The sequence below is a fragment of the Hyphomicrobium sp. genome (assembly GCF_041674905.1).
In the GTDB taxonomy this organism is placed as follows: Bacteria; Pseudomonadota; Alphaproteobacteria; order Rhizobiales; family Hyphomicrobiaceae; genus Hyphomicrobium_B.
In genome coordinates this window covers 1-24,782 of record NZ_JBAYUV010000025.1, presented here as the reverse complement: position 1 = coordinate 24,782, position 24,782 = coordinate 1, and the positions used below count along the sequence as shown (strand labels likewise).

Annotated in this window: 24 protein-coding genes and 2 pseudogenes; 11 read left to right on the top strand and 15 right to left on the bottom strand. The window is 59.9% G+C overall.

From position 1 onward, the window contains the following. Window positions 1-24 precede the first annotated feature (24 nt). Window positions 25-1,860: a cyclic nucleotide-binding and patatin-like phospholipase domain-containing protein gene (locus tag WC026_RS11215; RefSeq protein ID WP_372711038.1), complete on the bottom strand. Its 1,836-nt coding sequence runs from the start codon at window positions 1,858-1,860 to the stop codon at window positions 25-27. An 80-nt stretch (window positions 1,861-1,940) separates the two neighbouring features. Beyond that, window positions 1,941-2,531: a superoxide dismutase gene (locus WC026_RS11210; protein ID WP_372711037.1), complete on the bottom strand. Its 591-nt coding sequence runs from the start codon at window positions 2,529-2,531 to the stop codon at window positions 1,941-1,943. Window positions 2,532-3,104: 573 nt separating this feature from the next. Here WC026_RS11210 and WC026_RS11205 point away from each other — a divergent pair. From WC026_RS11205 to groL, 3 genes are all read left to right on the top strand, one after another. Continuing rightward, window positions 3,105-3,434: an H-NS family nucleoid-associated regulatory protein gene (locus tag WC026_RS11205; RefSeq protein WP_372711036.1), complete on the top strand. Its 330-nt coding sequence runs from the start codon at window positions 3,105-3,107 to the stop codon at window positions 3,432-3,434. Between the two features lie 378 nt (window positions 3,435-3,812). Beyond that, window positions 3,813-4,127 (top strand): co-chaperone GroES, encoded by a 315-nt coding sequence (gene groES, locus WC026_RS11200; RefSeq protein ID WP_372711035.1) that lies wholly within the window; start codon window positions 3,813-3,815, stop codon window positions 4,125-4,127. Window positions 4,128-4,174: 47 nt separating this feature from the next. After that, window positions 4,175-5,821, top strand: a complete 1,647-nt coding sequence (gene groL, locus WC026_RS11195; protein WP_372711034.1) for a chaperonin GroEL — start codon at window positions 4,175-4,177, stop codon at window positions 5,819-5,821. A 190-nt stretch (window positions 5,822-6,011) separates the two neighbouring features. On the opposite strand, the gene WC026_RS11190 is transcribed toward groL, so the two are convergent. Next, window positions 6,012-6,449, bottom strand: a complete 438-nt coding sequence (locus WC026_RS11190; protein ID WP_372711033.1) for a hypothetical protein — start codon at window positions 6,447-6,449, stop codon at window positions 6,012-6,014. 244 nt (window positions 6,450-6,693) lie between these two features. Here WC026_RS11190 and WC026_RS11185 point away from each other — a divergent pair. Next, window positions 6,694-7,574: pseudogene (locus WC026_RS11185) on the top strand (IS1595 family transposase). Between the two features lie 100 nt (window positions 7,575-7,674). Here WC026_RS11185 and WC026_RS11180 read toward each other — a convergent pair. Then, window positions 7,675-8,301: a hypothetical protein gene (locus WC026_RS11180; protein ID WP_372711032.1), complete on the bottom strand. Its 627-nt coding sequence runs from the start codon at window positions 8,299-8,301 to the stop codon at window positions 7,675-7,677. 262 nt (window positions 8,302-8,563) lie between these two features. Here WC026_RS11180 and WC026_RS11175 point away from each other — a divergent pair, with 262 nt between their 5' ends. Both WC026_RS11175 and WC026_RS11170 read left to right on the top strand, forming a co-directional pair. Next, window positions 8,564-9,412, top strand: coding sequence for a hypothetical protein (locus WC026_RS11175; protein WP_372711030.1), 849 nt, complete (start codon window positions 8,564-8,566; stop codon window positions 9,410-9,412). A gap of 181 nt (window positions 9,413-9,593) precedes the next feature. Beyond that, entirely contained in the window at window positions 9,594-9,776 is a 183-nt protein-coding gene (locus WC026_RS11170; RefSeq protein ID WP_372711029.1) for a hypothetical protein, read from the top strand. A 23-nt stretch (window positions 9,777-9,799) separates the two neighbouring features. Here the strand turns inward: WC026_RS11170 and WC026_RS11165 are convergent, their stop codons facing one another. From WC026_RS11165 to WC026_RS11155, 3 genes are read right to left on the bottom strand one after another with little or no spacing between them, the layout of a single operon-like run. Further along, on the bottom strand, window positions 9,800-10,444 hold the full coding sequence (locus WC026_RS11165) for a class I SAM-dependent methyltransferase (RefSeq protein WP_372711028.1): 645 nt from the start codon (window positions 10,442-10,444) through the stop codon (window positions 9,800-9,802). Between the two features lie 10 nt (window positions 10,445-10,454). Next, entirely contained in the window at window positions 10,455-11,699 is a 1,245-nt protein-coding gene (locus tag WC026_RS11160; protein WP_372711027.1) for a DUF3419 family protein, read from the bottom strand. 45 nt (window positions 11,700-11,744) lie between these two features. Continuing rightward, window positions 11,745-12,557, bottom strand: a complete 813-nt coding sequence (locus WC026_RS11155) for a UDP-2,3-diacylglucosamine diphosphatase (RefSeq protein WP_372711026.1) — start codon at window positions 12,555-12,557, stop codon at window positions 11,745-11,747. Between the two features lie 50 nt (window positions 12,558-12,607). Between WC026_RS11155 and WC026_RS11150 the strand changes: the two genes are divergently transcribed. Next, complete coding sequence (locus WC026_RS11150) at window positions 12,608-12,892, top strand: hypothetical protein (protein ID WP_372711024.1); 285 nt, start codon at window positions 12,608-12,610, stop codon at window positions 12,890-12,892. Window positions 12,893-13,014: 122 nt separating this feature from the next. Here WC026_RS11150 and WC026_RS11145 read toward each other — a convergent pair whose 3' ends face one another. The 3 genes from WC026_RS11145 to WC026_RS11135 are packed head-to-tail and all read right to left on the bottom strand — an operon-like array spanning window position 13,015 to window position 15,225. Then, entirely contained in the window at window positions 13,015-14,271 is a 1,257-nt protein-coding gene (locus tag WC026_RS11145; RefSeq protein WP_372711023.1) for a CCA tRNA nucleotidyltransferase, read from the bottom strand. A gap of 4 nt (window positions 14,272-14,275) precedes the next feature. After that, window positions 14,276-14,572, bottom strand: a complete 297-nt coding sequence (locus WC026_RS11140) for a DUF6111 family protein (RefSeq protein ID WP_372711022.1) — start codon at window positions 14,570-14,572, stop codon at window positions 14,276-14,278. Next, window positions 14,569-15,225: a CoA pyrophosphatase gene (locus tag WC026_RS11135; protein ID WP_372711021.1), complete on the bottom strand. Its 657-nt coding sequence runs from the start codon at window positions 15,223-15,225 to the stop codon at window positions 14,569-14,571. The genes WC026_RS11140 and WC026_RS11135 overlap by 4 nt, the downstream gene beginning before the upstream one ends. A gap of 119 nt (window positions 15,226-15,344) precedes the next feature. Here WC026_RS11135 and WC026_RS11130 point away from each other — a divergent pair, with 119 nt between their 5' ends. After that, window positions 15,345-16,577 carry a hypothetical protein gene (locus WC026_RS11130; protein ID WP_372711020.1) on the top strand — a complete coding sequence of 411 codons (1,233 nt, stop codon included), beginning with the start codon at window positions 15,345-15,347 and terminating at the stop codon, window positions 16,575-16,577. 39 nt (window positions 16,578-16,616) lie between these two features. Here the strand turns inward: WC026_RS11130 and WC026_RS11125 are convergent, their stop codons facing one another. From WC026_RS11125 to hemF, 3 genes are all read right to left on the bottom strand, one after another. Further along, window positions 16,617-17,681 carry an alkene reductase gene (locus tag WC026_RS11125; RefSeq protein WP_372711019.1) on the bottom strand — a complete coding sequence of 355 codons (1,065 nt, stop codon included), beginning with the start codon at window positions 17,679-17,681 and terminating at the stop codon, window positions 16,617-16,619. A gap of 154 nt (window positions 17,682-17,835) precedes the next feature. After that, window positions 17,836-19,011, bottom strand: a complete 1,176-nt coding sequence (locus tag WC026_RS11120; RefSeq protein ID WP_372711018.1) for a DUF2235 domain-containing protein — start codon at window positions 19,009-19,011, stop codon at window positions 17,836-17,838. A gap of 228 nt (window positions 19,012-19,239) precedes the next feature. Continuing rightward, window positions 19,240-20,148 carry an oxygen-dependent coproporphyrinogen oxidase gene (gene hemF / locus WC026_RS11115; RefSeq protein ID WP_372711017.1) on the bottom strand — a complete coding sequence of 303 codons (909 nt, stop codon included), beginning with the start codon at window positions 20,146-20,148 and terminating at the stop codon, window positions 19,240-19,242. Between the two features lie 142 nt (window positions 20,149-20,290). On the opposite strand from hemF, the gene WC026_RS11110 reads away from it, so the two are divergent. Beyond that, window positions 20,291-22,168: an ABC transporter ATP-binding protein gene (locus WC026_RS11110; RefSeq protein ID WP_372711016.1), complete on the top strand. Its 1,878-nt coding sequence runs from the start codon at window positions 20,291-20,293 to the stop codon at window positions 22,166-22,168. Between the two features lie 46 nt (window positions 22,169-22,214). On the opposite strand, the gene WC026_RS11105 is transcribed toward WC026_RS11110, so the two are convergent. Further along, complete coding sequence (locus WC026_RS11105; RefSeq protein WP_372711015.1) at window positions 22,215-22,871, bottom strand: isoprenylcysteine carboxylmethyltransferase family protein; 657 nt, start codon at window positions 22,869-22,871, stop codon at window positions 22,215-22,217. Window positions 22,872-22,925: 54 nt separating this feature from the next. After that, a complete protein-coding gene (locus tag WC026_RS11100) occupies window positions 22,926-23,432 on the bottom strand; it encodes a tRNA (cytidine(34)-2'-O)-methyltransferase (RefSeq protein ID WP_372711014.1) in 507 nt (168 codons plus the stop codon). 251 nt (window positions 23,433-23,683) lie between these two features. On the opposite strand from WC026_RS11100, the gene petA reads away from it, so the two are divergent. Beyond that, window positions 23,684-24,256, top strand: coding sequence for a ubiquinol-cytochrome c reductase iron-sulfur subunit (petA, locus tag WC026_RS11095; RefSeq protein ID WP_372711013.1), 573 nt, complete (start codon window positions 23,684-23,686; stop codon window positions 24,254-24,256). 11 nt (window positions 24,257-24,267) lie between these two features. Beyond that, window positions 24,268-24,782 (top strand): annotated as a pseudogene (locus WC026_RS11090) (cytochrome bc complex cytochrome b subunit); the annotation flags it as partial.

The following is a 24,782-nucleotide window of genomic DNA, read 5'->3' as shown; positions in this document are numbered from 1 at the left end:
CGGACGACTGTTGCAGGACGGCCTTTATCGTCCCGAGGGGGAAAACAGCGGCCAACCCCGCGTTTCCATGGCGGATCGGGTGTACGCGTACGCCGAGTTCATCAGCTCGGAATGCCGTTTCCAGTCGAGAGCGCCCATTCCGGGCGGTGTTGGGGGCACGAGAAGCCAGTCTTCCGCGGTCAGGTGTCGCTCGAAATGTCCGCGATTGGCCATCAGGCTTCGGACGAGCACGGTCGCAGCCGATGGCACGTGCGGCGTCTTGCGAGCGGCCAAGGGATTGAGAGTTTGCCAGATCAGCTCACGGCGTTTCGGCAGTGACGCGTAATCGACCGGATAGTGCTGCCGGTCGCCCGTGTCGAAACTCACGACGATATTCGGTCCGCGCTTCAGGCGATGCATTGTATCGATCGGCACGTTGGCGATCACGGACCCGTCGACGAGCATCCGCCCGTCCTCGGTATAGTACGGCGGCAGCAGACCGGGGATCGCGGCGCTCGCACGAATGGCGCGCCAGAGACTGCCGCTGCGATGAACTTCCGCTTCGTAAGCCGAAAGATCGGCCGAGACCGCGAAATACGGCTTCCACAAATCCTCGATGCGGATACTTCCGTATTCCTTTTCTAGCAGATGATCGAAATGCGCATGATCGAGCAGGCTGTAGCGCGGCACGGTATAACGCGCCATCGCCCGGCCTTCGATGAACATGCGGTGCACGCCCGCGTCGATCTCGAGGGGATCGACATTCTGCGCAAACGCCGCCGCCATCGCCGCGCCGCCCGACGTTCCGCCGACGAGATCGAAACCGATGCCGGCTTCGCGAAACGCCTGGTAGATTCCGACGTGTGCCGCGCAATAGGCGCCTCCGCCGCACGCGACGAATCCCAAGGCTTCACCAACGACGAAACGCCAGAGGCGCGCGACGTCTTCGCTGTCGCCGAGCGCAACGTGGTGATGCATCGCGGGTTCGCGGCCAGAGAGCCAGTGCCGCGTGCCTTGCACGACGCCTTTGCGGCGATGAACGATCGCGAGCCGCCGTGACTGAGGCCGATGCAGCGACAGTGCAAATTCTTCCGTTGCGCCGAGCGGAACAGCGCGACCGATGGGATCATCGGGCGAAGCCGCGACAAGGAGCAACTCGTCGGATTGGCGAATGCATTTCTCGCTCCACGCGGTCAGTTCGCGATCGGCGATGAATACGACCGTCGAATAGCGCGTTTCGAGCGCGTTAAGCGCCGCAGTCAGATCGTCGTCGTCGCCTGGATCTCGGCCAAGAACCTCTCGCAGCGTATCGCGCGATGCAACGACCGTTCCCGAATGGCTTGCTGCGATTTTCACAAAATCGCTCAGGAATTCAGGCGGGATATGCCCGTCTCCGGCACCTATGACGGTGAGCGTTCTAGGCCGCGCGCGGGCCGATGCAATCCCGATGTCGCGGCGAAGATCTGCGTGCAGCCGCGTTTGGACAGCCAGCCGTTCTGCGAGCGTCGCGGTGATCGCCACCCAGATCGCGGGCGAAGCTTCGGATATCGAATTGAAGTCCTCGCGCGACAGCCGCACGACAACGCCGTCGCGGATTGCGCGCACCGTTGCTGTTCGCTTGCCGCCGGTGAAAAACGCGATCTCGCCGATCGGCGATCCATGGGTGATTTCCGCGACCGGTTCGTCATGGCCGTCGATCTCGACAGCGAAGCGGCCGGATACAACAACGTGGAGCGCGTCGGCGGCCTCTCCCTGCCGAACGACGCACTCTCCGCGCCGTATGGGGAGAGGCTGCAGCCTCTCCTCGAGCGAACGCAAAACGCCGGGAGGCAAATCCCGGAACGTCGCGACACTCGAAAGGGAGAAGGGCTTGAATGACATCGGGGCGCCGTGTGGCAGGCCTTTCGGGCCTTATACCATAGCGACGCCCCGGAAATAATTCGAGCTACATAAGCGCGTGATTAGCCCGCCAATGCCTCGACGTGTTCCCAATTCACGAGATTGTCGAACCACGCCTCGAGATACTTCGGGCGCGCATTGCGATAATCGATGTAATAGCTGTGTTCCCAGACGTCGACGCCGAGGATCGGCTTCCCGCCGTGCATGAGCGGATTTTCGCCATTCGGAGTTTTCTGAACTTCGAGTTTGCCGTCCTTAATGACGAGCCAAGCCCAGCCCGATCCGAACTGCCCTTTTCCGGCTTCGATGAAATCACCGCGAACCTTGTCGAAGCCGCCGTAGACGTCGACGAGCTTTTCAAGCTTGCCGGGAAGCTTCTTGCCGCCACCACCCTTTTTCATCCACTGCCAGAAGTGCAGATGATTCCAGTGTTGGCCGACGTTGTTGATGATGCCGGCGTTTTTGTCGGCATAGGCGTTCTTGCAAATGTCTTCGAGCGACTGGCCTTCGTACTTCGAGCCGGCCAGTAGTTTGTTGCCGTTATCAACGTAGGCGAGATGATGCTTATCGTGATGAAATTCGAGCGTTTCGGCGGACATGAACGGCGCCAGCGCGTCGTAAGCATACGGAAGATCGGGGAGTTTCAGTGTCATGAAAGGCCACTCATCCATTGGGTTAAGGGTAGCGCGACGCGGGGAAAGTAGCTTTTGAAGGCAGTCAACACAAGCGCATGATAACGCGGTCGGCAGCGTATCAGTTCCATGAATTTGCTCGTCCATAGATTTGGATGCGTATGGCCCAACATTGAAAATTTCTACCAATCCAATGCTCATTGGATCGTGGATACGGAAGTTTCCGAATTTCTAGGCATTTAGTTCTACGGCGGTTGCAGTGAAACAAACGATGAAAACGCGGATTAGGCCCGGTTATCTGGCGCGTCTTCGGACAGCGCCAATCAGCCGCGATTTTATTCAACAAATTTAAATCAGGTTGAAGAGCTGAATAATGTCCGCCTAAAGTATCGTTGTTTTGAACTGAGTAATGCACATTTTGATGTTTAAATTGGACGAGGTATCAATTTCCGGTAATTTATGAAACTCCATGAAGTAAATATAATCTATATTGACATCGCCGCACGTTATGAGTTTTCTGCGCCTCTTTTCAGGCTCCACCATTGGCGGTGGATTTACCAGAGGTTTTAGTCTGTGATGCGAAAGGTAAAGAAAATGGCCGCCGTCAATGTCGACAAGCTTTCACTTAAGGAGCTTATTGATCTTGATGGGAAAGTAAAAAAAGCTCTTGCGCTGGCGCGCGATCGCGAGCGCACGGAAATAAAGAAGAGGGTCGCCGATCTCGCAGAAACCCACGGTTTTTCCGTAGCGGAATTGTTTGGCGGAGCTCGCGGTCGCGGGCCTGGAAAAAACAAGTCAGTAGGCGTTGCAAAATACGCCAACCCGGAAAACAAGCTCGACACCTGGACGGGCCGTGGACGCAAACCCAACTGGGTTGTCGAACGCCTGCGGAAGGGCGCCAAGCTCGCCGATTTCGAAATCTGATCGGACATCGCGCCGGCATTCGCCGGTCTCGCGAAAAGATCGCGATCCGATGCCAGTTTCAAAATAACCGGGCCGCCGGGTGCGTGAATGTCGGTGCGCGGCGGCTCTCTTTATTTCATTGACGATCTTTAGATACGGCGCTGATGCCGCGTCCGAACGGCATTGCACGCGTGCCAAGCCGGAGGCGCAAAGCGGGCGCTAACCCTCCGCCGCAATCTCGTTCCCGAATTTAGCACTCACTTCTTGACAGTGCTAGCAGGCAATTCCATATAACCAGCGCGCAGTCATGAGGGTGGCAGGCGGTGGAATTTATCCGCCACAACTCCTCATCACTGCAGAGATATTAGAATCATCAAGCCAAATCATGAGGTTAAACCCATGGCGTTCCGTCCTCTCCACGACCGCGTGGTCGTGAAACGTATTGAGGAAGAAGCAAAGACCGCGGGCGGGATCATCATCCCCGACACCGTTAAGGAAAAGCCCCAGCAGGGCGAGATCGTGGCCGTTGGTCCGGGCGCTCGTGACGAGGCCGGCAAGGTCAACGCTCTCGACGTCAAGGTCGGCGACCGCGTTCTGTTCGGCAAGTGGTCGGGCAGCGAAGTGAAGATCGATGGCGAGGATCTCCTGATCATGAAGGAGAGCGACATCCTCGGCATTCTCGAAGTGACTGCCAAGAAGAAGGCCGCCGCTTAATTCTATTCCCCCTCCGAAGCATTCAGCTAAATTCAGGAGTTGCTTAGATGGCAGCTAAAGACGTCAAGTTTGCTCAGGACGCACGCGAGCGTATGCTCCGCGGCGTCGACATCCTCGCCAATGCGGTGAAGGTGACCCTCGGTCCGAAGGGCCGCAACGTCGTCATCGAGAAGTCGTTCGGTGCACCGCGCATCACGAAGGACGGCGTGACGGTCGCGAAGGAAATCGAACTCGAAGACCGGTTCGAGAACATGGGCGCGCAGATGCTCAAAGAGGTCGCGTCGAAGACGGCCGATCTTGCGGGCGACGGCACGACCACGGCAACGGTTCTTGCTCAGGCCATCGTTCGTGAAGGCGCGAAGTCGGTTGCGGCCGGTTCCAATCCGATGGATCTGAAGCGCGGCGTCGATCTTGCCGTTCAGGCCATCGTCGATGACCTCAAGACCAACTCGAAGAAGGTCACGAAGGATCAGATCGCTCAGGTCGGCACGATCTCGGCGAACGGCGACGAAGTTGTCGGCAAAAAGATCGCCGAAGCGATGGATAAGGTCGGCTCGGAAGGCGTGATCACGGTCGAAGAATCCAAGACCCTCGATTTCGAACTCGATGTCGTCGAAGGCATGCAGTTCGATCGCGGCTATCTCTCGCCGTACTTCATCACCAACGCCGACAAGATGATCGCAGAGCTTGAGAGCCCCTACATTCTCATCCATGAGAAGAAGCTTTCGGGTCTGCAGGCGATGCTTCCGGTTCTCGAAGCCGTTGTCCAGTCGGGCAAGCCCCTCCTCATCATCGCTGAAGACGTCGAAGGCGAAGCCCTCGCAACGCTCGTCGTCAACAAGCTGCGCGGCGGCCTCAAGGTTGCTGCCGTCAAGGCTCCGGGCTTCGGCGATCGCCGCAAGGCCATGCTCGAGGACATCGCTGTCCTGACGGGTGGCACGGTGATCTCGGAAGACCTCGGCATCAAGCTTGAGACCGTGACGCTCGAAATGCTCGGCCGCGCCAAGAAGGTGACGATCGACAAGGAGAACACCACGATCGTCGACGGTTCGGGCAAGAAAGCCGACATCGAAGCACGCGTGAAGCAGATCAAGGCGCAGATCGAGGAAACGACCTCGGACTACGACCGCGAGAAGCTTCAGGAGCGTCTGGCGAAGCTCGCTGGCGGCGTTGCTGTCATCAAGGTCGGCGGCGCAACCGAAGTCGAAGTCAAAGAGCGCAAGGATCGCGTCGACGACGCGCTGCACGCAACACGCGCAGCCGTTGAAGAAGGCATCGTCCCCGGTGGTGGCGTTGCTCTGCTTCGTGCCGTCAAGGCCCTCGATGCATTGAAGCCCGAGAACGACGATCAGAAGGTCGGCATCAACATCGTGCGCAAGGCGCTGCAGGCTCCGGCCCGTCAGATCGCTACGAACGCCGGTGAGGATGGCTCGGTCATCGTCGGCAAGATCCTCGAGAACTCGAAGTACGCGTACGGCTACAATGCTCAGTCGCACGAGTACGGCGATCTCTACGCCCAGGGCGTCATCGACCCGACGAAGGTCGTGCGTTGCGCGCTGCAGGATGCCGCTTCGGTCGCCGGTCTTCTGATCACGACGGAAGCGATGATCGCCGACGTGCCGAAGAAAGACTCTGGCCACGCGCACGGCGCCCCCGGCGGCGGCATGGGCGGCATGGGCGGAATGGACTTCTAATTTAATTGCACCGGGCGGCCAGCTCCGCGGAGCCGGCCGCCCGGTGCAGTCGTTCCTCGCTCTTAGAATACGTCCGCGCCTTCCGGCCTTTCCGCACAGACCAACTTCACGCCGGGCGGCCGGCTCCCCACAGGGGAGTCGCCCGGCGCAAACAAAAAGCCCCGCAGCAATGCGGGGCTTTTCTCTTTTGTTATCTGACGACGAAGCCGTTCGTGGACGGCAGGCTCTCGCTACCCCAATAGGATGTCGCGTTCGCGCTATCGAACGCCTTGCCATCGCCCTTGGCGTGATAGAGCGAGATCCAAAGCGCATCTCCCGCCTTTGCTTGCGCGGAGATCGGCACCTTCACATCGCGATGGTCGCCCGCTTCGAGTGCCGTTGAACCAAGCACCTTGCTTCCGGGTTTGCCGTGCTGATCGCTTCCGTAGACGACGGCGAAACTCTTTGCCGGAGCATAGACGTAGCTGACTTTGACGTCCGGGCCGTCGAGCTTCTGGTCGAAGACGATGATGGATGCGGGAGTGCTAGCCGCGCTGCCGCCCGGCTCTTGCATCGCTGATGCGGGGTGCGCCGAGATCGCGAGGCCGCAGGCAAGTGCGATTGCGGGAACACTAAAACGTGCCGACATAACAGGCTCCTTGTCTTGTGCGGCGTCTCCCATCGAGACAGCCAATGCAATCGACTTGGGCGTGTCGGTGGCGCGTTCAATCGAAGCCGTTGCTGAACTTTCCTCACAATGTCGCGAGAATTTGTGAGTGCGATCGCGCTCGTCCGGAACACTCCGCTCCGCGCGAACGCAATTTATCGCCAATGGCCAGTTGACGTATGTAGATTGTTGGGCTATATATCATGGGACGCGAGGGAGCGGTGCCATGATCAAGACGATGCCAATCACTGAATTCATGAGGTTATTCCCGGATGATGATGCTTGCCTTGAGCATCTGTTCCGGGCCCGCTTCGGTTCAGAGTATAAATGCAAGCGTTGCGGCGACGTTGGGCTCTACAAACGGCTGTCGAAACTGCCCGCTTGGACGTGTTCATGTGGCGAACACGTTCACCCGATGGTCGGCACGCCGTTCTATCGCTCGCACACGCCGCTGCAAAAGTGGTTCTATGCCATGTACCTGTTCACGACGACGCGCCACGGCGTTCCGGCGAAAGAGCTACAACGGCAACTCTCGGTTAATTACAAAACGGCGTACAGGATGGGGATGCAAATCCGCAAGTATCTGGCCTACGTCGATGCCGATCCGCCGCTTGGCGGTCATGTTGAGATCGACGAGACGCTTGTCGGCGGCAAAAAGAAGGGCGTCGGCTCGGGCCGCAACGCGCAATACAAAACCATTGTGCTCGGCATGGTCTCCAGGAATGGCGACATCATCACCCGTGTTATTCCGAACGTCGCCCGCAAGACGCTTGAGGCTCACATCATCAAGCATGTGAAGCGTGACGCCACCGTCACCACGGACGAGCTACAAGCTATAAGCGTTTGTGGATGTACGGCTATGATCACGAGAGCGTGAACCACGCTGCGACGGAATACGTTCGCGGCGACCGCCACACGAATACGATTGAGGGCTTCTGGTCGATCATCAAACGGTCTATTCGCGGGACGCACGTCCACGTTTCTTCGCACCGCTTGCCTTTGTACCTTGGCGAGTTCGAGTTCCGCTGGAACCTGCGGCATGATCCGGAGAAGATGTTTCCGACGCTTCTAAGACGCCTTTCGACATCGCTTCCAGAAGGCTTTTAAAGCGGGGCGCATCGGCTTCACTCGGATGGTCCTTGGCAAACTGTTCGAGCTTGCCCGTGTTGCGGGCTTCTTCAAGCGAGAGATATTTGCCTCGGGACACTTAGACCCTCGTTATCCATTGAATCCCTGGGATCTCGCGATTTAGTTGTTCTACCATAGTCTCCGGAAACAGGAGCGTCATCCCGTATATTTTCCCGCCCCGAATTACAGCGTCTTGCAGCACTATGAGGTTATGCACCGGCACGTTTTCTCGAACGGATACGCAGTCGCAATTGATAAATCCGATACCGTCCAAGGTCGTGTTGCCTGCGAAAAGCAATGTTCCAGGTCCAATGAGTTCACAGTCTAGGAACGTCTTATTTGAGTGCACTGCGTTGAATGGATTGCGGATGTCGGCCAACTTGATCTGCCGTCGTGTAAAAACATTGTCTAAGGGATTTACTGGTGGGGGGTTGGCCGTGATCCTGCGCGTGTAGTGCCACCTCGCAGTAAGCTCGGCTGTCTTCGCTGCTCCTAGTCCTATTAGAATGAAAACTAAAGCTGCAGTTAGCCCTGCTGCCAGCCATGAGAATGGAGCATATGCGGCAAGCGCGCTGGTAACGTAGGCTAGGTACCCGCTCATGGCGCCACCCAACAGCGGGAGGAGGATGCCCCACCATCTAGTCGCTGTCTCCAGAACCGAGGCGAGCAATTGCGTCCGCTTAAACGGCTTGCCCTCTTCGACCATGCATTGCCTCCATCCCGAATCTGATGCTGCCTCATCACAGCACCTCCCGAGAATGCGGTAAAACTGTTACATACGCCAACTGGCCATAGGCGCAATTTATAGCTGTGTACAGTTCGTCGCAGCTGTTCGGTTCAGCAAATAATTCCTGTACATTTATTCTTGCGCATTACTGCAAAATTCGAAGACGAGCATCCGCATGAACAGTCATGCGCTGATGAAGGGGCGACTTTTTCTCAAAATCCAAGAAGAAAGGGAAGAATAGATGTCGGAAGATATTCTGTCCAAGCTCAAGGAGTTACATCAGGGCGTTCAAGCGCGCATTGAGGCGACGTCGGATTTCAAGGCCATGAAAGCCGTCGAGCGCGCGATCGGGGACTTGGCTGCAGCTCTCGCACCCGCGGAAGCTGCAGTGGTTGAGGAGCAGGCAACGGAACAGGCCGCTGCACCGGAAGCGGACGCAGAAGCTTCGTCGGCTGCAACCGAAGATGTCGTTGAAGCAGTGGCCGTGGCGGAGGAAGCTCCCCCGGCTGCAGAAGAAGCGGCAGCCGAAGCTGTCGCAGAACCAGTGGCCGCGGAACCCGAACCGGCCACAGTAGAAACGGCATCGGAAGAAGCGCCCACCGCCGAAGCTGCTGCGGAACCGGCTGTAGAGGGATCGGCCGCTGAGGAATCAGCCGCTGAGGAACCAGCAACCGAGGAAGCAGCGGCAGAAGTGAGTGCTGCGGATGCGGCAGCCGATGAAGCTGTCGCGGAAGCAGCCGATGCTGAACCGGCTTCGGAGCCTGCTCCGGAAGAGCCGGCCGCATTAGAAGCGGCCGACGCAGCAGAGCCAGCAGAAGCAGCAGCCGGAGAGGCGGCACCGGCCGACGATGCACCAGCGGAAGCCGCAGCCCCAGCCGTAGAGTCTGCATCGGCAGAACCTGCGGCGCCAGAAGCCGCCGCCGATGTCGCTCCTGCCGATGAGGCAGCTGTCGTGTCGGCTGAGGCCGCAGCAGAAGCCGACGCTCCGTCTGCTCTCGAAATTCCGCCCGAAGACAAAGCTCTCGTCGCCGAGATCGTTGCCAACGGCGCCGGAACTTCGAAACCGGAAGCAGCTGCAGCAAAGTCGTGATGCACCGCATCGCGTTCTGAAATACCGGCTAGAAGCACGCAGAAAGCCCCATCTCTCGGGGCTTTCTTTCATGATCCGCGCCAAAGCGCTTCGATCACATGTTGTTTCAAGGACTTTTATATTGCAGCCCTACGCCTCAAAGTAGATGCTTCACGGACGTCGACCAACGAGAGGCAAAACTATGGATGCCGTCGAAATTCAAGCGCACGCGCGACAGCTCTATGAGGCTCACGGCGCGAAAGCCTTGGCCGAAGCTGCGCATAGGGTTCGCGAATTCGAGGAGCGTGGCGACAAACATCTTGTCGAGGATTGGCGTCGCATTCAGTCGGCGTTGCAGTCGATGCGCGGTCCGCACGTCAGCTGACCGAATTCTTCGCCGAGCCAACGTTAGCGGCTGATCTTTGCCATCGCTGTGTAGCCAAATCGGCCTTGGTGGAACGACGCATTAAAGCCGTGCCGCCGCGCGACCGCGCGCACCACGTCCTGTAAGTTGGTGCGCGGCGTTACGCTGAAGTGTGCGAGCCACGCAAGCATGGCCTTTCGCGCGACGTTCGCCATGCCGTCCATCGTTCCGAAGTCGACGATGTGCAGCGCGCCCCCTGGCGCAAGTGTGCTGGCCGCACGATCGAGCACAGCTTCCCAGGCTGGAATCATCGACACGGCGTATGAGATGAAAATCCGGTCGAACGACGAGAGCTCGAACAGCGCCTCTGGGCTGAACGCGGTCGCATCGGCTTGCGCGACGTGGATTCGATGGCTCTTGCCACTTCGCGCAATCGCGGCACGCGCGGTTTTGAGCATCTCGTCTGAAACATCGAGTCCGAAGAATCGTGCGTCCGGATAACGGCGCGCCGCGCAGATCAGGTTGCGCGCCGTACCGCAGCCGACTTCCAGCACGGACCCGCCGGCGGGGGGCATCAGGTCGGCGATCAGCTGGTCGCGCCCCAGAAGATAATGCCGCCGCGTCAGATCATAGATATAGCGCTGGTGCCGATAGATGACATCCATCGCTCCCGCAGCGGACTCCGACATGGGCGCTCCGTCAGTCGCGTTTCAGATAAAGGTGGAAGCCGCCGTAGATGGCCGAGCGATCCTTGGCATGGATCTCGGCGGAGCGGGCGGCATCGTAAGTCCAGCGTTCGAGCAGGGCGTTCGAAACGCGTCCCGGAAGAATGCTCGGTTCGCCCGCGGTGCGGAAGATGACTCGCGCTCCCGGCCGAGCCGTGCGCGTGATTTCGCGCCACAAGGCGTTGAGCACGGCATCGTCCATCCAGTCCTGCGCATCGAGTAGAATATAGCGATCGAGACTTTCGGCCGGTTCGTTCGACAGGAAGCGGACCATGTTGTCATGAATGACGGTCACACGGTTGGTTCGCGTCTTGACCGCCAGAAAGTTCGCTTTGTCGAGATAGGGCGGACACGGGCCTTGCCCCTGCGGAGCATAGCGCCGACCGAACGCCTGCCAGGCAAAATAATTGTCCTTGAGATCGAAGCCCGTCGCGAGGCGCTGGGCGCGCTCCTTCAGAACCTCCGACATCGGCCGCGCGCCGCCATCCGATAAAGCATCATACTGCACGGGCGGAATGCCGAGTCCGAACAGCGAGGCGCGGTTGGACGTGATCCAGCGCAACAGCGGATGGTCGAACGCGGGCGCGATCTCGCGGTCGAAAATCTCGCGCTGCTCCTCGACCGTTTGTGCGTCGAGAATGCGCTTGGGATTGGCTCCGAGAACACGAGCCATGACATGGCCGCTCGTGATGAAGCGGCCGAGCAGTCCATAGCGGTAGAAATTGCGCGCGAACCGCGAAATGCGCCGCCGGCCGGTGATGTCGCGCCCGTCCCAGTAGGCGCGCGTCTCGGCGTCGAGATGTTGCGCGATCAGATCGCGATAGAGATGCACGTTGCGGCGATCGTCGGCCGAGCCGAAAAAGCGATAGAACGTTGCGTGGTTCGGAAGGTGCTGAGCGGCCGCGAGCTTCAACTTCAAAAGCGCGATGTGCGTTTCATTGAGGTCGATGGCGATGATGCGCGCCGGATTGCCGGTCAGGTAGCTCATCACGTTGCAGCCGCCGGACGCAATCGTCATGACGCGGCTCTGCGGCGTGAATTCCAGCGCTTCCATATCCGCGCGCGGGTCTTCCCAGATTTGCGGATAGACCATGGAGCGGAAGGCGAAAGTGAAGGTTCGTTCGAGAAAGCCCGCCGCGCTCAGCGCGCGGTTCTGGTGCACCGCCTCGCTGAGCAGGTTGATGCTGGTCGGTTCGAAGGTTTTTGCGAATACGTTCACTCACGATCTCCATTGGTCGCCGCTTTCGGTACGGCGTTGAGAATTTTATGCGGCTTCGATCAGCCAGCGTCCCGATGCGGCCTGCGTCGCGCGCGCGCCGATATGCTCTTTCCAGCGGATGATTTCGAATTGGCCGTCGAAGCGCTCGCCGATTGCGGTGCAGCTTTCAACCCAGTCGCCGCAATTCAGATAGTGGATGCCGTCGATCATGCGGCTGTTCGCATGATGGATGTGGCCGCAAATGAGACCCTCGGCATCGCGCCGTCGCGCCTCGGCAGCCAGAGCATCCTCGAATTCACCGATGAAGTTGACGGCGCTTTTGACCTTGAGCTTCAGGAACGCCGAAAGCGACCAGTGTCCGAAACCCAGCATGCGCCGCGCATAGTTCAGCGGCACGTTGAGCGCCAAGGCCGCGTCGTAAGAGCGGTCGCCGAGGAACGCAAGCCAGCGCGCGTACCGCACCACGACGTCGAATTCGTCGCCGTGCAGAACGAGATAGCGCTTGCCGTTGACGCCTTTGTGGATAGCGTCGCGGCGAAGCTCCACGCCGCCGAAGTTCATGCCCGCGTAGTCGCGCAGCCCGTCATCGTGATTGCCGGGAATGAAAACGACGCGCGTGCCCTTGCGCGCCTTGCGCAGGAGCTTTTGCAGAACGTCGTTATGGCTTTGCGGCCAATGCGGTCCGCGCCGGACTTTCCAGAAGTCGACGATGTCGCCGACCAGGTAAAGCTCCTCGCTCTCGACGTAGCGCAGGAAATCGAGAAGCGCGGGTGCTTGCGAATTGCGCATTCCGAGGTGAACATCGGAAATGAATACGGCGCGGTAATTCAGTTCTCCAGGTGCGGTCGCGGCGCTCAAGTTCGGCCCCCAATCGCCAAGCTTTTCATGCTGAGCGAAGGACCGGATTCATGTTACACGCGTGTGACGGCAGCCTGCGGCGCGTCGCGACAACAGCGATTATTTCGCTCCAGGTGCTTGCCTGCGACGGCTTAGAACTCGATGCGCTGGAAAAGGTGTTCCCAGATGAACAGCAACGCCGTATCGACAACTCCGACCATCAGGAACGCAAGCGAGATCGGGTAGGTCGATGTTTCGGGCAGTCCGAGGTCGGCTCCCCGTGTAGCAACCGCAAGGGCGGCGGTCAGACTGAAGAGCGCAAGCGCGGCAAAAACAATCTGAACAAACCTGAGTGATCGTGCACGTTCGTGACGAAAATCATCCATCCGGGTATTCCCCTCGACGCAATACAATCGAAACCCCGGACCGGGAGCATAAACACGGTCACGAGCAGTTTGAAGTAAAATTTAATGCTTTGTTAATGAATTACTTTTGAGGCCAGAGCTTTGATCTTTGTCGTTTGCTCAGCGTAGTCGGCCGCAAAATTGCTCGCGATCCACCACGTTTCGAAGGCCTTGAGTATTTCTCCCACCGCCGGCCCCGCAGGCACGCCAAGGGCAAGCACGTCGCTTCCGCCGAACGGCATCGTTGGCGGGCTCCAGCGGTCCGCCAGCAGCGCGCGCCTGCGCCAGGCAGGGTCGGCAAGGGAGGCGGCCGACCGCGCCCACGCGACAAGTACGGCCCGTCGAAAAGCCTCACGCCCGACGCGGTAGAGCACGACGCAGGCGGCAGAGTCAGGCCGCGCGGGATCGATGTCTGGATTAACGATAACGGCAGCCTTGATCGCGGCCGCTTCGGCATTGGAGAGACGAAGCCGTTGCGCCAGCGCGTCGACAGTCTCCGGGCCGGGAACAGCGAGCGCCGCCAGTCCGCAGATCACATCCGGCGGCTGACCGAGGCCGGTCTCGATTGCCTGCAGCCGTGCCAACCACTCCGGATTGAGGGCGCCCGGAAGGACGAATTCCAGAATCCCGTTCTCGCGCATTGTCCGCACGATCTCCGCTGCGAAAGGCGCCGCCAGCAGCTTCAGCAGTTCGGCGCGGATACGCTCGGCAGCAAGCTGCGTCAGGCCTTCTCTCAGTGCAATCGCCGCCGCCAGTCCGGCCGCGTCCAGCTGGCCTTTGCCGTATTCCGCGCTGAAGCGGAAAAAACGCAGGATGCGTAGATAGTCTTCGCGAATGCGTGCTTCCGCGTTGCCAATGAATCGAACGCGCCGCCGGCGCAGATCAGCGAGGCCGCCGATCGGGTCGTAGATCGTTCCATCGGACGTGCAGTAAAGCGCATTGATCGTGAAATCCCGGCGCTTGGCATCCTCATTCCACGACCGGGTGAATGCGACCGTCGCATGGCGCCCGTCGGTTTCGACATCGCGCCGAAGCGTCGTAATTTCGAACCCGACGCCATCGGAAACGAGCGTAACCGTGCCATGGTCGATGCCTGTCGGATAGGCGCCGAGACCGCCCTCTTTTGCGAGCTGGATAACGGCTCCGGGAAGAGCCGGCGTCGCGAGGTCGACATCGATGACGCGTCGATCGATCAGCGTATTCCGGATGGCGCCGCCGACGACGCACACATCGACGTGTGCGGCTTCGAACGCAGCGAAGACTTTGCGAAGCGGGTTTGCGTCAAGCCATTCAGCGGTGATGCGCGGGCCACTGGCGGTGAGTTGCGACATGCGTTCAAGGTTTCTCGGGTTGCGCTTCCGGAGCACGGATCGAGCGTCCGGGTTCGAGCTTTCCGTCTTGCATCGATTGCGGGACGTAGACGTCTTGCGGCGCATTATAGGTCCGCGATGACAAAACGACGAGCGTCGTCAGCATGAGCGCGGCGCCGGCTATGAAGAGCTTGAGCAGGGGCGCGCCGCGCATGATCTCGGCAACTCCCGACCATTCGTCATCCCGGAATGCCACCCAGGCGATGTAGAACAGCGTCGGCAACAGAAAGAAAAAGATGTTCTCAAAAACGATGCGGATCATGCGCTGAACAGTCTCCGATAAAGCGCGCGGATGATTCCGGCGGTCGCACCCCAGATATAACGTTCGCCATAGGGCATGGCATAGAATCTCCGCTCGTTGCCGCGCCAGTTCCGGCTGTCGATTTTGTGATTGGCTTCGTCCATCAAAAACTGAAACGGCACTTCGAAAATGTCGGCGACCTCGGCCGGATCTGCAACCAGATCGAATCCCGGACGGACCAGCGCGACGGCCGGCGTGATGATGAACCCCGTGCCGGTACGATACGTCGGCAGATAGCCCAGAGGCTCGATGAATGCGCCATCGAGTGCGATCTCCTCGCGCGCCTCTCGCACCGCCGCCGCCAGCGGGCTTGTGTCGTCGGGTTCGACTTTTCCTCCCGGGAAAGCGATCTGACCGGCGTGGGCGGAAAGATTTCCCGTTCGTTCCGTCAGGATCACGCTCAGCGGCGCGTGCGCGACGATCGGAATGAGCACCGCCGCGTGGCGAGGGTGCGGGAAAAATCTTCCGGCATCGGGATTGAGATCGTCATCGCCCGAGGAATGCGTCCCATTCAGGACCGGCGGCTCCGCCAGCAGGCGCGCACGGGCAAGCTTTTCGAAAACTTCGGCATTGAGGTCTATTGACGTCACATTCGGGGCGGAAAGAGCGGGCATTTTACTAATCGTAACCATATGTCTGGCGTCATCCAAGGGTGGCCGGCCACCGCTGAATCACGATACCTTCTAAACCGTATCGCAAACCGAAGCCCGTCTGTCAGGAAAATTGGAACCGCGTGGGAATTCATGGTCTGACAGGAGCGCTTCGGGCGCTGGCGTTATCGGCAGTCTTCGCCGCCGTTTCGCTCGTCGCAAGCGTCGGCCCTGTTGGTGCGGCGTCGACGATCGATTTCCTGGCGGCGCTCTCGGATTCTGAACTCGACGAGTTCCGGGCATGGAAAGAGGCGCGCAACGTCTTCAGCGATCGAACCGATGCCTATTGGGATGCCGTCGAGGCGAAGCGACAGACGCGGCGCAAGAAGCGTACGGCGAAAATACCTTTCGATCAAAGCGACTACGTGATGAGCTTGCCGCCGAAGTATACCGGGCCAACGCTCTCGGCCGCGCTTGCAAAAAAATATTACGACTTCGTCGAACATCAGAAGACGACGGAGCCCGCGAAGGAACGAGAGCTTGCGACCGTTTCCGATTATCTGGAAGCCGCCAAGCGCGTTTATGGCTTCACGCCCGAGCGCGTCAGCGAGCGCGAGTTCAAGCTGCGCTATGCCGAGGAAGCGCATGCCTTGGGATTGTCCAAGGAGCAGGTCGTGCGCGTCTATGCGCTCGAGACGGGCGGCAACGGCACATACGACATGCAGTCGGGTATTCATCCCATCAAGAAAACCGGTCGCGCGATCTCGAGCGCGCTCGGCTATGCGCAGCTTCTTGACGCGAACTCGATCAACGAGCTGGCCCGCAGCGGCGAAACGTTCATCTCGCTGATTAATCAGAAGTTGCGCGATCCGGCGAATTCTCCGGCGCGAACGGCGGCGCTGAAACGCAAGCTCGCGGTTCTGAAACGCATGTACGCTAACGTCAAACGCTTGCCGTTCGAATGGAGCGTGCAGCAGCGCTACGCCAAGACGGACACCGGCATGGGAATTCACACCCTGAACATCGATGCCGATATCGGTCCGATGCTGCAGGCGATGAAGCTCAGAACACTGAAAGATACCGCCGAGAAGCAAGGCCGCCGATCGCTCTCGGGAGCGGAACTCGAGTTGATGAATCTCGCGGGCCCGACGACGGGTCTTGAGATGATGCAAGAGCCTGGCTCTTCCGCGCCGACGACGAACTTTTTCGCCCGGCGCGCTTATTACGTGAACAAGATGGTCATCGGTTTAACGGGCGCGCAGTTGCAGCTCGAGTTGGACCGTCGCATGACCCAGGCCATCATCAGGCCCGGCGCGCAGGAATTCGCCGAGGCTTTCGATAGCGTGTATGCTAGGCGCAGCACGGCGGAGCGATGAAGCACCGCTGCGCCCTTTGATTGCTTTCGCGCCGGTTTCCTAGGCTTCCGCGCGCTCCAGGAACGGATAGTCGGTATAGCCCTTTGGACCTTGCGCGTAGAACGTCGCCGGGTCGGGAGCGTTGAGCGGCGCGCCGAGCTTGAAGCGCTCCGGCAGATCGGGGTTGGCGATGAAAAGCTGCCCGAGCGCGACGGCATCCGCACGGCCGGACTTGATCGCAGCTTCCGCCGTCTCTTTGGTGAATTTCTCGTTCGCGATGAAAACGCCGCCGAAAATCTTCTTGAGTTGCGGCCCGATCGCATTCGCGCCCTCGTATTCGCGGGCGCAGAGAAATGCGATTTTGCGTTGACGAGTTTGCTCGGCGACGTAGCCAAACGTGGCGAGCGGATTGCTGTCACCCATCGTGTACGCATCCCCGCGCGGAGCCAAATGAAGCCCGACGCGATCCGCGCCCCAAACGTCGATGCAGGCGTCGACGACTTCGAGCATCAGCCGCGCGCGATTTTCGATAGGCCCGCCGTAAGCGTCGGTGCGCAGGTTGGTGCTGTCCTGCAGGAACTGATCGAGCAGATAGCCGTTGGCGCCGTGAACCTCGACGCCGTCGAAGCCCGCGCGTTTCGCATTCTCCGCGCCGCGCCGATAATCGGCGACGATGCCCGGAATTTCATTGAGCTCAAGTGCGCGCGGCACGACGAAGTCGCGTTTCGGACGCATCAGACTGACGTGACCTTGCGGTGCGATTGCGCTGGGAGCAACCGGCAGCGCCCCGTCGAGATAGTCGGGATGCGAGACGCGCCCGACATGCCAAAGCTGCAGAAGCATCGTGCCGCCTGCCGCATGCACGGCATCGGTAATGCGCTTCCAACCCGCAACCTGTTCGTCAGACCAGATGCCCGGCGTATCCGGATAGCCGACGCCCATTGCCGTAACGGAGGTTGCCTCCGACAGGATCAGCCCCGCTGAAGCTCGTTGAACGTAATAGTCCCGCATAAGATCGTTTGGCACGCGTCCCGCACTTGCGCGGCAGCGCGTCAGCGGCGCGAGGACAATACGGTTTTTCAGCGTAAAGGCACCTGCGCGAAGCGGATCAAGGAGCGATGTCATGTGAAAAATCCCGGATGATGAAGGATATGATGGATAGCGCGAGCAAACGGATATCTGCGGCAGGGTATGATGTGGCAAGCCGGTCGTGGACGGCAACTGTGGCGATGCACCGCTCCGCGATTATGAGATCGCTGCAACTCCCCATTCGCAACGCTCACGCTACTTTTGCAGAAGAATTTCCATCCTGCGCCTCGTCGTCGGCCGAGACTGAAAATGCGGAAGAAAGACTCCTCGGCCGGTACGCAATTTCCTTGACCGTCCGGCCGCGCGCTTCACGCACCGTCTGGCCGAAGCGCGCCAGAGCGCTTTTGTGGATCGTCTCGTTGAGAGACACCAGCTCGGGAGCGAGTTTGCTCGTCCGCCATGCCCTGAGCCATCGCCGTCGTCCTTTTGCAATGGCGCGCAGATCCTGGCCGACAAGCCGCATGTAAGGGACCAACCGCGAGAAGGTGTAGACCCAGCCTGTCGCGGAATGGTGCTGCAGCCCAAGCGGATCTGGCGCTGTCGTGCGCTTCAGTTTTCGCATATCGATCGCGAGACCGGTCAAGGCGCCGACGCGCTCCGCCATCCAGAGAAGCGCGATGTCGGATAGTTCCGTCTCGGGCCAGCCGCCGCCGATGTCGGCGTGCGTGCCCGCGAACCATGTCTGCTCGACACGCTGATGTGCTGCGAGCGTCGCTCCATCGGGTAGAGTAAAGAACGTCGGGCGGAACGGCCCGCGCACTTCGTCAATCGAAAGACCGTGAAGCGCGACGTCGATCGTGTCGTGCAAGCGCATGTCGTGATACGCGAGCCGACGGCTGATCCTCGACGCGCCCGAGAACGGATTTCCGACGTTGCCGACCGTATCCCACACGCCGACGCAACGGATTGGAACGGGATAGTGACAAGCGGCGCTGAGGCGCGCCAAAGTATCGACGTCCCGTTTGTGCTCGGACTGGCGATAGAGCTTCCACGCGTCTTCGAACGAGAAATCGCTGTCCGCCGGAGCGATGCCGAACAGCGTCACGAAACTCGCAAGGCTGCGCGCTTCAAAAGCGCCGCGCGAAAATCCGAACAGGTAGATTTCATCGCCGGGCTCGTAAACGTCGCGAAGAAACTGATACGCGAGCTTGATGCGCGCGCCGACTTCGACGCCGACGGCGCCCCGCAGGAACGCGAAGTGCAAATTCTCTGTCGTCGCGATGCCCGCAATGTAGCGGACAAGCTGGCGAACGCCTTTGCGATCTCTCGGCAGAATGGCGCTATGTAGTTTCGCGACGTTCGTCTGCGGCGACGAACCGTCACCATCGTTCCACGTGCCGTCGAGCGAGCAGACAAGACGTTTCATTCTGCCTCCCCGGCAAAGGCCGTTTCCGGCACGCGAAACACGACGGGGTACGCACACCCATGCGTCGCCAATGCGAACTGAGGCACAGGCGACGAGCTATTTCCAGGCAGCGTTATAAGGCACCAGCCGCGACGGTCCAGAACGGCCTAGCGACCGCTCGGGCCGTTGCAAGGCGCGGCTGGCCAAATGGCAACAGAAGTAGGGATTTGCCTGAGAGGAATCTCCGCTCTACGGCCACTTCACCACGGGCGGCATGGAGGAAAGAATGCTCTCGACGTTGCCGCCAGTCTTGAGCCCGAACATCGTGCCGCGATCGTACAGAAGATTGTATTCGACGTAACGTCCGCGCCGGATGAGCTGTTCCTCGCGCTGCTCGTCCGAATAGGGCATCGAATAATTGCCGCGCACGAGCATCGGGTAGACGCTGGCGAACGCCTTGCCGACATCCTGGGTGAACGCGAAAGCGGCATCCCACCCGCCGCTCGTGTCAGCCGGTGTGAGGTGATCGTAGAAAATGCCGCCGACGCCGCGCATCTCGTTCCGGTGCGGCAGGAAGAAATACTCGTCGCACCAGTCTCTGTATTTTTGATAGTCGGCGACGGAATGCGGGGCGCAGGCGCCATACATCGCCGCATGAAACGCCAGTGTATCGGCGTCCGATTGCGTGCGGCGCTTGTCGAGTACCGGCGTTAGATCGGCGCCGCCGCCGAACCACCATTTCGACGTAACGATCATCCGCGTGTTCATGTGAACGGCGGGCACGTTCGGATTTCGGGGATGCACGATCAGGGAAATGCCCGACGCCCAGAAGGCGGGAGACTCCTCGGCACCCGGAATCTGCTTCCGGAACTCGGGCGAGAATTCGCCGTAGACCGTCGAGGTATGAATGCCGGCCTTCTCGAACACGCGTCCGTGCAACATGCTCATGACACCGCCGCCGCCGTCATTCCCAGCGGCATCTTTCCGCGTCCACGGCGTCGCGACGAAACTGCCCGGTGTGTCAGCGCCATGCGGAGCTGTTTCCGGCAACCCGGCTTCGAGTTTATCGAAAGAGGCGACGATGTCGTCGCGCAGCCGTTCGAACCAGGCGCGCGCCTGCGCTTTTTGCTGCTCGAGGGGAGAATTGGATGTGGTCATCAGCTATTCTGCATAATGTCTTGTTTTTGACTGAAAGGACCCTTAGCCCTAACCGGCATCCACGATCAACATCCGGTCGCCGCCGCCAGTCGGATTTCCGTACTTGCGACGACGCGCCGCTTTTGCGCTTGTGATAGGCATCATGTTCCGCCGACTCATGCACTGGGGGGAGACCCGCATCAAGCCTTTCGACGAGCGCGAGGTTACGCGCCCGCCGGATACTCTGTGGGGATTTTACTGGTTTTTCATCAAGCCGCTTTGGCCGTTTTTCGTGCTTCTGCTGATCGCGGGTTGCCTCGGCTCGGCGATTGAAGTCGCGCTCATGGGGTTCGTCGGCGCCATCGTCGACCGGATGCGCACGCATCCCGATCCCGCGACCTTCGTCTCGACCTACGGCGGGATGCTGGCGCTGATGGCCTTCGTCGCGCTGATCCTGCGGCCGCTGGTCTCGACCGCGCACGATTTCATCAAGAACCAGATGATCTCGGCGGGAACGACGACGCGCATCCGCTGGCAGACGCATCGCTATGTGCTGCGCCAGAGCCTCGGCTTTTTCCAGAACGATTTCGCCGGCCGCGTCGCCAACAAGATCATGCAGACCGGCACGTCGCTCCGCGAAAGCGTCGTGCAATTGATCGACGCGCTTTGGTATGCCTCGGTGCAGTTCATCGGATCGGCGCTGTTGTTCGCCGCGTCCGATTGGCGACTGACCATCCCTCTCGTCATCTGGCTCGCCGCCTACATCGTCGCGCTGCGCTACTTCGTGCCTCGCATCAAGGATCGTTCAACGAAATCGTCGGAAGCGCGCTCGATGCTCGTCGGCCGCATCGTCGACAGCTACACGAGCATCATGACGGTGAAGCTCTTCGCGCACGCCGAACGCGAGGATGCCTATGCGCGCGAAGCCCTGACCGAGCAGATGCAGGCATGGCAGGCTTCGCTGCGCCTGATCACCGGAATGGAGCTTGTGCTTTACACGCTCAACGGCATCCTGCTTGTCGCGACGACCGGCGCGGCCATTATGCTTTGGACGATGGGACACGTTTCCGTCGGCGATATCGCCGTCGTCAGCGGCCTCGTTATTCGTATCGTCACGATGTCGGGCTGGGTGATGTGGACGATTGCCGACGTCTTCGAAAACATCGGCGTCGTGCATGAGGGCATGGAAACGATTTCGCTTCCGAACCTGTTGCAGGATGCGCCTGACGCGAAGCCGCTCGCCGTTCCGCATGGCCAAATCCGGCTCGACCATATCCACTTCCACTACGGCGCCGGACGCGCGGCATCGGAGGACGCGCCGCCGCGTGTCATCGAGAATCTGTCGTTGACGGTGAAACCCGGTGAAAAAGTCGGACTCGTCGGCCGTTCCGGTGCCGGCAAGTCGACCCTCGTCAATCTGCTGCTGCGCTTTTACGATCTCGAAGGCGGCCGCATCGTGATCGATGGACAGGATATCGCGCACGTGACGCAGGACAGTCTGCGCGCCGAGATCGGCATGGTGACGCAAGACACCTCGCTGCTGCATCGGTCGGTGCGCGACAACATTCTTTACGGCCGCCCGAACGCGACGGACGCCGAGGTCATCGCAGCGGCGCGCCAAGCCGAAGCGCACGGCTTCATCCTCCATCTCGAGGATATGAAGGGTCGCAAGGGTTACGATGCCCACGTCGGCGAACGCGGCGTGAAGCTGTCCGGTGGACAGCGCCAGCGCATCGCGATCGCACGCGTGCTGTTGAAGGATGCGCCGATCCTCATTCTCGACGAAGCGACCAGCGCGCTCGATTCCGAGGTCGAATCGGAAATCCAGGCGAGCCTCGAGAAGCTGATGCGTGGCAAGACGGTCATCGCCATCGCGCACCGTCTGTCGACGATTGCCGCGATGGACCGGCTCATCGTGATGGAGGAAGGCCGCATCATCGAGCAGGGCACGCACGCCGAGCTGTTGCTCCGTGACGGGCTTTATTCGCAGCTGTGGCGGCGCCAGTCGGGCGGCTTCCTGGCGCGCGAGGCGGCCGAGTAATCAGCGGCGGCGTTATCAAGCCGCCGAACGGCAAACGGCATGTCAGCTAGCGGCCGTTGCGGCGCTGCCCAGCGAGGGGCTGCGGCTTGCGGGCAGCGAGCACCGCAAGCTCGGCGAGCGCATGACGAAAATTGAAAAAGCGTGGCACCTCGGTCCGGTAATCCGTGTAGGCGCGTCCATAGCGCGCCCCGAGCCAGGGCTCTTCCGCGACCGCCATCAGCGCATAGACGAGGAGCAGCTCAGCGGCGAGCGGCGTTGCGTCCGGCGACCACGCCGCGAGCCCAAGCGCGCCGAAGGCCGCGATGGCCGTCGCGTATTGCGGATTGCGCGTCCAGCGATAGAAGCCGTCCGTGTTGAGACCGCTCGCCCGGCAATAGGTGGCGTCGCGCCCCAAAACCCAAAGTGCATAAAGATAAGCGGCGAACGCAACGATCGAGATCGCCATCAAGGCCAGTCGCAAGATCGCCGTCGGGCCGGCCGTCGTTAAGGGCAGCAATCGCCCGATGCAAAGAATGAGAACGGCGATGTTCAACGTCCGGAAGAGCGTCCAGAACGCAAAGCTCTTGAGCGATCCCGCTGGCGGAGCAGGCCAGATGCGCCATGTGCTTTGATCGTCATGCGCTGCAATACCGGCAATGAGACCCGCAATCAGAAGAAATGCAGCAATGCCACCGGCGACGGCGAGATAAATATTGAGGACCATGCTGTGCGGAAAACTTGGTTGAGAATGGCCCGCCAAATCTGCCGGACTCGCATGTCATGTCTGCGACAGGAATTTAATTCCGACTTGCGGGCTAGGGAATTGATGGGTCTGGCGCAGCGCTTCACCAAGAACGATCGCCGCTGTCACCGCCACATTGAGTGATCGGAGCCCTGGTCGCATCGGGATGGTGATGCGTGCGTCCACTTGTGCGTGAACGGTCTCGGGGCATCCCGCGCTTTCGCGTCCAAGCATCAAAATATCATTGGGTTCAAAGGCAAAAGAGATGTGCGGCGTCGCGGCGTGCGCGCTCAATAGAACAAGCCGGCCGGCATGGCCGCGCGCTTGCGATTCAGCACGCCGATCCATGAATTCGGAAAAACTTATATGCCGCTTCAGCTCGACATGATCCAGATAGTCGAGGGCGGCGCGCTTCAAGGCGCGGTCGCTGAAATCGAATCCGGCGGGTCCGATAACATCCACCGGAACGCCGAGGCACGCACAAAGGCGGAGTATCGTACCGGTATTTTGCGCTATGTCGGGTTGATAGAGCGCCAAGCGCATTTATAGAAATCCCGCAATAATTGTGAATTGAGCTATCGAGATTGAGAGTTTTATCACGATGCGCCAAATTGCCCCTTACAGTGTTGCTCGGCCGAGCTTGAGAGCAAAGCGAAACGCTGTCAGAACGACCACAAGGGATGAAGAAGACTGGGGTTTGATGCGGACGGTTGAGAGCGGGAGACGCAAGTCTCGCCGCCTGCCCATGTATCTTGCCTCCAGTGTTCCCCAAACGCTTCGAACTGGAGGCCCCCGTGACCACTGACGCAGTAGAACCAAATCGCCGAGATTTTCTGGTGGTTGTGGGCAATGCGTTTGCCGCTGTCGGCGCCGCTTCTCTGCTTTGGCCCTTCATCCAGCAGATGAATCCCGACGCAAGCACCATGGCCCTGTCGTCTGTCGACGTTGACCTGTCGCCCGTTAAAGAGGGTCAGGCCATCACGGTGCTATGGCGCGGCAAACCGATCTTCATCCGCAACCGCACGAAAACCGAAGTCGCATCTGCCGTGGACGTCGACGTGAAGACGCTTCCCGACAGTCTCGCCCGGAACGACGCGCTCCCCACCGACGATCCCGCGACGGACGCCAACCGGACCGTCAAGGGTCACGAGAACTGGATCGTTCTCGTCGGCATCTGCACGCATCTCGGCTGTATTCCGAAAGGCCAGTCGATGGGTGACGAACGTGGCGAATACGGCGGCTGGTTCTGCCCCTGCCACGGCTCCGTTTACGACACGTCCGGCCGTATCCGAAAAGGCCCTGCGCCTAGAAACCTTGAGGTGCCGCCCTACGCGTTCTCCTCGGATACAAAAATCAAGATCGGCTAGGGAGAAGAATAATGAGTGGTCACACTTCGACCTATGAGCCGACCTCGCGCTGGGGCAAATGGTTCGACGAGCGCCTGCCCGTCGGGCGCTTGGTACATGGGCAGCTTGTCGATTTTCCGACGCCACGCAACCTCAACTACCTATGGACGTTTGGCGGTATTCTGACGTTCTGCCTCGTCGCGCAGATCGTGACCGGCGTCATTCTGGCGATGCATTATCAGCCGAGCGCCTCTGGCGCCTTCGATTCGATCGAGCACATCCGTCGCGACGTGAATTACGGCTGGATGATCCGTAACTTCCACGCTGTCGGCGCGTCGATGTTCTTCTTCGCGGTCTTTATCCATATTTTCCGCGGACTTTATTACGGCTCCTATAAGGCGCCGCGCGAAGTGCTTTGGGTTCTGGCGTCCTGATCATGCTGCTGATGATGGCGACCGGCTTCATGGGCTACACGTTGCCCTGGGGGCAGATGAGCTTCTGGGGCGTCACCGTCATCACCAACCTATTCTCGGCCCTCGATACGATT

Excerpts from the sequence above, each read along its gene's own strand:
- WC026_RS11140 (WP_372711022.1), bottom strand. The coding sequence starts at position 14,572 with ATGATCCGCATCGTTTTTGAGAACATCTTTTTCTTTCTGTTGCCGACG.
- WC026_RS11165 (WP_372711028.1), bottom strand. The coding sequence starts at position 10,444 with ATGTCGGAGTCCGCTGCGGGAGCGATGGATGTCATCTATCGGCACCAG.
- WC026_RS11125 (WP_372711019.1), bottom strand. The coding sequence starts at position 17,681 with ATGACATCGCTCCTTGATCCGCTTCGCGCAGGTGCCTTTACGCTGAAA.
- hemF (WP_372711017.1), bottom strand. The coding sequence starts at position 20,148 with ATGACCACATCCAATTCTCCCCTCGAGCAGCAAAAAGCGCAGGCGCGC.
- WC026_RS11100 (WP_372711014.1), bottom strand. The coding sequence starts at position 23,432 with ATGCGCTTGGCGCTCTATCAACCCGACATAGCGCAAAATACCGGTACG.
- WC026_RS11170 (WP_372711029.1), top strand. The coding sequence starts at position 9,594 with ATGGATGCCGTCGAAATTCAAGCGCACGCGCGACAGCTCTATGAGGCT.
- groL (WP_372711034.1), top strand. The coding sequence starts at position 4,175 with ATGGCAGCTAAAGACGTCAAGTTTGCTCAGGACGCACGCGAGCGTATG.
- WC026_RS11190 (WP_372711033.1), bottom strand. The coding sequence starts at position 6,449 with ATGTCGGCACGTTTTAGTGTTCCCGCAATCGCACTTGCCTGCGGCCTC.
- WC026_RS11175 (WP_372711030.1), top strand. The coding sequence starts at position 8,564 with ATGTCGGAAGATATTCTGTCCAAGCTCAAGGAGTTACATCAGGGCGTT.
- WC026_RS11145 (WP_372711023.1), bottom strand. The coding sequence starts at position 14,271 with ATGTCGCAACTCACCGCCAGTGGCCCGCGCATCACCGCTGAATGGCTT.
- WC026_RS11180 (WP_372711032.1), bottom strand. The coding sequence starts at position 8,301 with ATGGTCGAAGAGGGCAAGCCGTTTAAGCGGACGCAATTGCTCGCCTCG.
- WC026_RS11205 (WP_372711036.1), top strand. The coding sequence starts at position 3,105 with ATGGCCGCCGTCAATGTCGACAAGCTTTCACTTAAGGAGCTTATTGAT.
- groES (WP_372711035.1), top strand. The coding sequence starts at position 3,813 with ATGGCGTTCCGTCCTCTCCACGACCGCGTGGTCGTGAAACGTATTGAG.
- WC026_RS11105 (WP_372711015.1), bottom strand. The coding sequence starts at position 22,871 with ATGGTCCTCAATATTTATCTCGCCGTCGCCGGTGGCATTGCTGCATTT.
- WC026_RS11215 (WP_372711038.1), bottom strand. The coding sequence starts at position 1,860 with ATGTCATTCAAGCCCTTCTCCCTTTCGAGTGTCGCGACGTTCCGGGAT.
- WC026_RS11210 (WP_372711037.1), bottom strand. The coding sequence starts at position 2,531 with ATGACACTGAAACTCCCCGATCTTCCGTATGCTTACGACGCGCTGGCG.
- WC026_RS11110 (WP_372711016.1), top strand. The coding sequence starts at position 20,291 with ATGTTCCGCCGACTCATGCACTGGGGGGAGACCCGCATCAAGCCTTTC.
- WC026_RS11120 (WP_372711018.1), bottom strand. The coding sequence starts at position 19,011 with ATGAAACGTCTTGTCTGCTCGCTCGACGGCACGTGGAACGATGGTGAC.
- WC026_RS11135 (WP_372711021.1), bottom strand. The coding sequence starts at position 15,225 with ATGCCCGCTCTTTCCGCCCCGAATGTGACGTCAATAGACCTCAATGCC.
- WC026_RS11150 (WP_372711024.1), top strand. The coding sequence starts at position 12,608 with ATGTTACACGCGTGTGACGGCAGCCTGCGGCGCGTCGCGACAACAGCG.